The organism is Psychromonas sp. SR45-3 (genome assembly GCF_014163575.1).
Lineage (GTDB): Bacteria > Pseudomonadota > Gammaproteobacteria > Enterobacterales > Psychromonadaceae > Psychromonas > Psychromonas arctica.
Window position 1 is genome coordinate 22033 of sequence record NZ_JACJDP010000047.1, and the last position, 7499, is coordinate 29531.

General features: G+C 37.4%; 5 protein-coding genes and 3 tRNA genes. 2 read left to right on the forward strand and 6 right to left on the reverse strand.

Annotation, left to right across the window (positions count from 1 at the left end; translation table 11 throughout):
• Positions 1–47: 47 nt before the first annotated feature.
• The 6 genes from H5084_RS17315 to mutY form a co-directional block, all read right to left on the reverse strand.
• Complete coding sequence (locus H5084_RS17315) at positions 48–1601, reverse strand: phospholipase D family protein (protein ID WP_259396894.1); 1554 nt, start codon at positions 1599–1601, stop codon at positions 48–50.
• A gap of 1182 nt (positions 1602–2783) precedes the next feature.
• Positions 2784–2859 (reverse strand) — tRNA-Phe (locus H5084_RS17320).
• A gap of 56 nt (positions 2860–2915) precedes the next feature.
• Positions 2916–2991, reverse strand: a tRNA-Thr gene (locus H5084_RS17325).
• Between the two features lie 70 nt (positions 2992–3061).
• A tRNA-Phe gene (locus H5084_RS17330) sits at positions 3062–3137 on the reverse strand.
• A gap of 286 nt (positions 3138–3423) precedes the next feature.
• Positions 3424–3696 (reverse strand): oxidative damage protection protein, encoded by a 273-nt coding sequence (locus H5084_RS17335; protein WP_028870440.1) that lies wholly within the window; start codon positions 3694–3696, stop codon positions 3424–3426.
• A 3-nt stretch (positions 3697–3699) separates the two neighbouring features.
• Positions 3700–4764 carry an A/G-specific adenine glycosylase gene (mutY, locus tag H5084_RS17340; protein ID WP_182691860.1) on the reverse strand — a complete coding sequence of 355 codons (1065 nt, stop codon included), beginning with the start codon at positions 4762–4764 and terminating at the stop codon, positions 3700–3702.
• 287 nt (positions 4765–5051) lie between these two features.
• Between mutY and trmB the strand changes: the two genes are divergently transcribed.
• The gene (gene trmB / locus H5084_RS17345) at positions 5052–5798 is read left to right on the forward strand and encodes a tRNA (guanosine(46)-N7)-methyltransferase TrmB (protein WP_084296359.1); all 747 of its coding nucleotides are present in this window, start codon (positions 5052–5054) and stop codon (positions 5796–5798) included.
• Positions 5799–6160: 362 nt separating this feature from the next.
• The gene (locus H5084_RS17350; protein WP_182691862.1) at positions 6161–7204 is read left to right on the forward strand and encodes a transposase; all 1044 of its coding nucleotides are present in this window, start codon (positions 6161–6163) and stop codon (positions 7202–7204) included.
• Positions 7205–7499 lie beyond the last annotated feature (295 nt).

The window sequence follows — 7499 nt, forward strand, 5'->3', positions numbered from 1 at the left end:
GATAAGCAACAGTGAGGTTATTTATTCTCATGTGATGGCTTTCCATGCTACAAAATACTTTTCGGCACAATCATGCGTGTTTTAACTTTTAGGCGCTTACTTAAATCAACCTCTTGATCGGGATTCCAATCTAAGGTTGTTTGCCATGCATTTTCTGGCTGCATTTCCACTAACATCGTGGCTTTTACTTTTTCAGCAACGCTATGTGAAGGAATGACAACAATACTTTCTGTGTTTAAATTGGCACTACGAGGATCTAAATTAAAAGTGCCAATCACTGTTAAACGATCATCAATAACCATTGATTTAGCATGTAAGCCAAAAATAGGTTGCTGATCTAATTGCCTTAGCATTTCTTGCGACATGACTTTTTGCCTGATTTTTGCATCAGGCTTAAATTCAAAAATTTGAATACCTGTTTGTAATAATGCTTCTCGACTTCTTTGGTATCCACTAAAAGCATCTAAGTTGTCGTTTGAGGCAAGGCTATTGGTTAATATTTTTATTTTCACTCCTTTAGCGACTAATGACTTAAAGATCTCTTGGCTCAAATCAGTGCTAATTAAGTACGGTGTTTGTATGGTAATTGAGGTGTTTGCTTGTTCAACTAACTGGATTAAGCGATTTGTTGCAATGCCGCTTCCGCCAAGGAATGTCTCTGCATCATTTTTACCTGGTGCATCGGAAACGTATTCCACATTATCTAACCAATACACATCTCCTGACTCAACAGCCTGTTTGAATGCAGCAGGCATGGCTTTTATTTGTGCTCGGACTTCCGGTAAAAAATTTTTAGGGTTACAGGCATATTGATGTAACTTTTCAAAGTTAGGTTTTATATTGCTGTTATCATCGCTTAATAATTCCGAGACTGGCACACTTAACTTATGTTTCCAAAACTGCTCAAATGATTGCTCTATTTGCTTTGGTGCTTCACCCACTAACAACGCATCTCTGTCTCGAAAGTTGTATTGATGGTCGTAACCAAAGTATTCATCGGCGACGTTTCGACCTCCTGTTATTGACACTAAGTTATCAACTGTAAAGGTTTTATTATGCATACGTTGATTAAATCCATGGAAGTCAGTAACCAGATTAGTAAGCTTTTGTAGGATATTTTTACCAACGTTTGCCAGCGGGTTATATATTTTAATACTGATATTTGGATGAGCATTTAAGGTTAATAATTCATCCCCTTTTGCCTCTAACATAATATCATCGACCAAAATGCGAACTTTTACGCCTCTATCAGCTGCGCGTACTAAATAATCGATGGCCAACAAACCAATATTGTCAGTAGAAAAAATAAAGTACTGCACATCAATCGTATTTTGAGCATGTTCACTTAACCAAGCTCGTGTGAACATCGCTTCTGTGCCTTGTTCTAATACATAAACACCCGTTTTTTTATTATTAATATAAGACGAGTAGGGGGTAAGTTGCTCTGTAATAGAGGTATTATGTTGAAAAGTAACCTCTTTACAATAATCTTCAGGATCAGCAGGAAAGCGCTCCTCTGGAGGCGTACAAGCCACCATGACTAGTAAACCAATCGTTAAGCTGAATACTTTCAAATGATGCAAATAAGAGAATGATGACAATGGCTTTCCCGCTAATGGTTATATTTATCGCGTAAATAATAACAAAAACTTAATGCTTTCTACTGTTTTAATTATCGATTGGCTCGTTTTAGTCGAAGGGAGGGGTGAAACCCATTATATTTTTTATCGCTGATACAAAAAAATGGCTAATTTTCTCTTTGATAACTTGAATGAAAGTACTACTTTTTTGGGTTTAAACTAAAAGTTAACCAAGGACACTTCCGAGTAGATACAAAAAAACACAATTAAATTAATAATTGTGGCTTAGGAATCGTTACAAAATAACTTGCGCTAAAGTGTTCCCCAAAAGCCTTAAATGACTGGCTATTTTGAAAACAAAAGCGCAAATAATGTTGAAGCCGATCCTTTAATGATGGCGCTTCGTCTCGAGGGTTTAAACAAAGAGCTAAACCAAGGACTTTTCGGCCAGATACAAAAAATCCATAATTAAATTAATAATTGTGGCTTAGGAATCGTTACAAAATAACTTGCGCTAAAGTGTTCCCAAAAAGCCTTAAATGACTGGCTATTTTGAAAACATAAGCGCAAATAATGTTGAAGCCGATCCTTTAATGATGGTGCTTAGTTTCGAGGGTTTTAATAAAAAGTTAAACCAAGGCGATTTTCGAGCAGATACAAAAAAGCCTTAATTAAATTAATAATTGTGGCTTAGGAATCGTTACAAAATAACTTGCGCTAAAGTGTTCCCAAAAAGCCTTAAATGACTGGCTGTTTTGAAAACAAAAGCGCAAATAATGTTGAAGCCGATCCTTTAATGGTGGTGCTTCGTCTCGAGGGTTTAAACAAAGAGCTAAACCAAGGACTTTTCGGCCAGATACAAAAAAGCCTCAAACATATGCATGCTTGAGGCTTAGGAATCGTTACAAAATAACTTGCGCTAAAGTGTTCCCAAAAAGCCTTAAATGACTGGCTATTTTGAAAACAAAAGTGCAAATAATGTTGAAGCCGATCCTTTAATGGTGGTGCTTCGTCTCGAGGGTTTAAACAAAGAGCTAAACCAAGGACTTTCCGAGCAGGTACAAAAAAGCCGCTAAAGTTTTCACTTTAACGGCTTGAATGATGGTGCTTCGTCTCGAGGACTTAAACAAAGAGCTAAACCAAGGACATTTCCGTTCAGATACAAAAAAGCCTCAAACATATGCATGCTTGAGGCCTAAATGATGGTGCTTCGTCTCGGAATTGAACCAAGGACACGAGGATTTTCAATCCTCTGCTCTACCGACTGAGCTAACGAAGCAAAACTTTTTATCTATTAACTAAGTTAATAGATTTCATCTTTCGATGATTTGTAAATGGTGCCGACTACCGGAGTCGAACTGGTGACCTACTGATTACAAGTCAGTTGCTCTACCTACTGAGCTAAGTCGGCACATAAACCGTTCTGAGCTTTCGCTCTTATTATTGATTGAAATAAATCTTTTCAATAATATTTTAAATAATGGTGCTTCGTCTCGGAATTGAACCAAGGACACGAGGATTTTCAATCCTCTGCTCTACCGACTGAGCTAACGAAGCATTTTTTATAACTTTTCAACTCTGTCTAATCTATTCGACTGAGCTAACAAAGTATCTTTTATAACTTTTCAACTCTGTCTAATCTATTCAACTGAGTTAACTAAGTATCTTGTTAATGATTATAATCTCAATCTATGTGACCGAGCTAATGAATCAGGAACGAGGCGTATTAAATAGATTTTAGTGTCTAGCGTCAACCTATTTTTACGCATTTATTCATAAATTAATGCGTTTGTTCGTACTTTGAGCATTATATGCTCTAAATGTAGTCACAAACAACATTGGCTTATTTGTTCTCTGGTGTGAAACCTTCAATCTCTACATCTTTATCTTCAAACAAATAACCAATCATTGCTTCTTGGATAATCGCCCGGTCGTCTGGGTTGAGCATTTTTAGTTTCTTTTCGTTAATCAACATCGTTTGCTTTTGTTGCCATCCTGCCCAAGCTTCTTTACTGATATTGTCAAAAATACGTTTGCCAACTTCACCTGGAATTAATTGAAAGTCTAAACCCGGTGCTTCTTTTTTTAAATAAGTACAAAATACAGTACGAGACATTATTTATTCCTTGTGCGTGATTTTATTAACGGCAGAAAAAATCTTTTTTGTGGCTGCGGCTAATCCAATTTTTTGTGGTTGTTGTAGGTTATACCAAAGCTGGTCATTTTGTTCCATTACTTGATTTAATTCTTGTTGGGTAAAGTCCACCAAGATGGGTGATATATCAAAATGGTAATGACTAAAAGTATGGCGAAAAGTAGCTAGTTCCGTTGTTTGGTAATTATCGATACCTAATTCAATTAAATGCGCTAAAGCAGTTTCACTATCAGGGAATTCAGGAAAACACCATAAACCACCCCATATGCCAACGGGTGGTCTTTGTATTAACTGGATTCGCCCTGCTTTATTTTTAAGTACCAGCATCACCGCGGTTTTAACGGGGATTTTTTTCTTCGCTTTAGGTGTTGGATAAGCGGTCATGCAATCATCTGCTAATGCTAAACAATCATCGGCTACAGGGCATTGATTGCATTTTGGTTTGCTGCGTGTGCAAATCATCGCGCCCATATCCATCATTGCTTGATTAAATATATTGGTGTCTTTTGCTGGCGTCACCGCGTCGGCAAGTGCCCACAGCCTGTTTTCAACTTTCTTTTCACCAGTCCAACCTTCAATTTTTTGATGGCGTGTTAAAACACGTTTTACGTTGCCATCTAAAATAGAGAAATGCTTGTTTAAAGTTAAAGATAATACCGCGCCAGCTGTTGAGCGGCCAATGCCTGGTAATGCAATCACATCATCAAACTCTTCAGGAAATTTCCCATCAAATTGATCGCGTACGATTTGCGCTGCTTTATGTAAGTTACGGGCGCGTGCGTAATAACCTAACCCTGTCCAATGATGTAATACTTCATCAATAGGGGCGTTTGCTAAATATAAAATAGAGGGAAATGAACGCATGAACTTATTAAAATAAGGGATCACTGTCGCCACTTGAGTCTGTTGCAACATCACTTCACTGACCCATGTCTTATACAAACTTTTGTCTAACTGCCATGGTAAGGTTTTACGGCCATGTTGTTGGTGCCAATCATTGATTCTTTGGCTAAAATGCAACTCACTCACTAGAAACTCTTCACTAATAAAAAAGAGCAACAGTCTAGCAGAGTTGCACAATTAATATAACATTGCATAATGCACGGCAAATATTTACTCCAATAAAATAGCTGAACAATTTAATGGGTTTGACTAAACCATGACAGCATTAAAAATTTTATAAACAGAACAATTGCTTACAGGAAATATAGGCTTGTATTTGCTGAAGTTCTTTGGTTAAAGTTTAAGCTCATACTTAATGGAAGTGATATGATTAGCCCAATTACAGTTATAGCTGACCAATTTAAGGTAAAAAAATGACAGAGCACGACCAGTCTGCGACAAATAATGGAACAGAAGAAAACAACATTGAAAGCACTAAAGAAAAATATATTCGTAAAATTCGCTCTTTTGTAAAGCGCGAAGGGCGAATGACCAAACGTCAGCAAACAGCGATCGATGATTTATGGCCAACAATGGGTGTTGATTACCAAGAGAAACAATTAGACTTCACCAAATTGTTTGGTAACGATAACCCAGTGGTATTAGAAATTGGTTTTGGTATGGGCAAGTCACTAATTGAAATGGCTTTAAATGCACCAGAGAAAAATTTTTTAGGCATTGAAGTACATGGGCCTGGTGTTGGTGCATGTTTAGCCGATGCGGGTGAAGCGGGCGTGACTAATTTACGTGTGATGAACCATGATGCCGTTGAAGTATTAGAGTTTATGATCCCTGACCAAAGCTTATCAACGTTTCAATTATATTTTCCTGATCCGTGGCATAAAGCGCGTCATCATAAGCGCCGTATCGTGCAACCTGAATTTATTGAAAATATGCGTCCTAAATTAGCCATTGGTGGTGTTATCCACATGGCAACTGATTGGGAAAACTACGCAGAACATATGTTAGAAGTATTACAAGCAGCAACCAACTTTAAAAACATTAGCTCAGAAGGTGATTACGCACCTCGTCCTGATTGGCGTCCGCTAACTAAATTTGAATCACGTGGACACCGTTTAGGCCATGGCGTGTGGGATTTGTTGTTTGAACGTGTTAGCTAAGGAATTGATTTTTTGCTAAAATTCAATATTTATTAGGCCTTTATGAGCTGATAGTATTCCTACTTAGCGCTATTGATAAAATGCCAATGAGTTAATGACTGATTGGCATTTTTTATGGTTGTTGAAACCTATTTTCAGATTTGAGACTTCTAGTTCTGGACAGTTCTAGTTCTGGACAGCTAGTTCTGGACACCCAGTAACTTTGACCAAAGTTCTAGTTCTGGACACCCAGCAGTTCTAGTTCTGGACACCCAGTAACTTTGACCAAAGTTCTAGTTCTGGACACCCAGTAACTTTGACCAATATTCAGATCCAAACTATCTTTTAACCATGCAGTTTTTCATGCTAGGAGGTAGGTTTTTATGACGCAATCTCGACAGTCCCAAGTATCACTTGCAGATACGCCTTATTACCATTGTATATCTCGTTGTGTTCGCCGAGCTTATTTATGCGGTGAAGATAAATACACTGGTAAATCATTTGAACATCGCCGCCAATGGATGGTTGAGCGGATGCATCAACTCGCTTCTATTTTTAGTATTAACATTTGTGCCTATGCCATTATGTCAAATCATTATCACTTAGTCTTGCACATCGATGAACAAGAGAATTATTTACTTAGTAACGAGCAGGTTTGCCAACGATGGGGAGGCTTGTACTCAATGCCAACCTTGATTGACCGTTGGCTAAAGGGGCAAAAAATATCTGCCGAAGAAAAGAAAACTGTGCTGAATATCATCAATCGTTGGCGTGATCGCTTAGCAGATATTTCATGGTTTATGCGTTGTCTGAATGAGTTTATTGCTCGTAAAGCTAATAGTGAAGATGATTGCACAGGTCGATTCTGGGAAGGGCGATTCTGGGAAGGGCGATTTAAATCACAAGCATTATTGGATGAAGATGCGTTATTAACCTGTATGGCCTATGTGGACCTAAACCCTATTCGGGCCAAAATGACTAAAAGTGTTGAAACCTCAGAATATACTTCAGCTTATGAGCGCATTCATGGTGTGGCTTTTAAAGATGAAGGTAAGCTTACAACTTCTTTACTAGGGTTAAATTTTCAGAAAAAGCCGTTATTCGGTTTCGTAGGTGATGAGCAAGAAAGCCAATCTTCACTAAGTAGTCAGCAGGGCATTCCATTTTCCTTACTTGATTATATTAAATTAGTTGATTGGAGTGCGCGTATCCTACGAGAAGATAAAAAAGGGGCGATTCCTAGCCAACACCCTAAACTACTCAATGCATTAGGGCTTGATAGCGAACGTTGGTTATCACTTGCCAGTAGTTTTGGTAAAGATTACCAAGGTGCTGTAGGGTCGTTAGAAGAATTAGCATTATTTGCTGAGCATACTGGTAAGAGTTGGATAGCCAGAAAAAACGAATTACATCGAAATATGCATTAATTTATTAGTCAGTCATCATTTCATTTATTTCTATAAAGTATTAGCTAAAGCTAATACTTCTGCTTGTTTAAAACACTAGAAAAATTGTTTTATGCTTAGTTATTTCACCTATCTCATCATCTATAAAAGATAATTTAGAGCACTTTTTGATTTACGTTATTTTATATTTGATGATTAAAGAGTTTTTAACGAAAATTTGAATAAAAATTAATGGCTAAACATGAGAAAATGATGAAAAAATGCTAATAGCTGTCCATGAAAAAATGAAAAAACTAATGGCTGTCGATGAAAAAAG

Excerpts from the sequence above, each read along its gene's own strand:
- H5084_RS17335 (WP_028870440.1), bottom strand. The coding sequence starts at position 3,696 with ATGTCTCGTACTGTATTTTGTACTTATTTAAAAAAAGAAGCACCGGGT.
- trmB (WP_084296359.1), top strand. The coding sequence starts at position 5,052 with ATGACAGAGCACGACCAGTCTGCGACAAATAATGGAACAGAAGAAAAC.
- H5084_RS17350 (WP_182691862.1), top strand. The coding sequence starts at position 6,161 with ATGACGCAATCTCGACAGTCCCAAGTATCACTTGCAGATACGCCTTAT.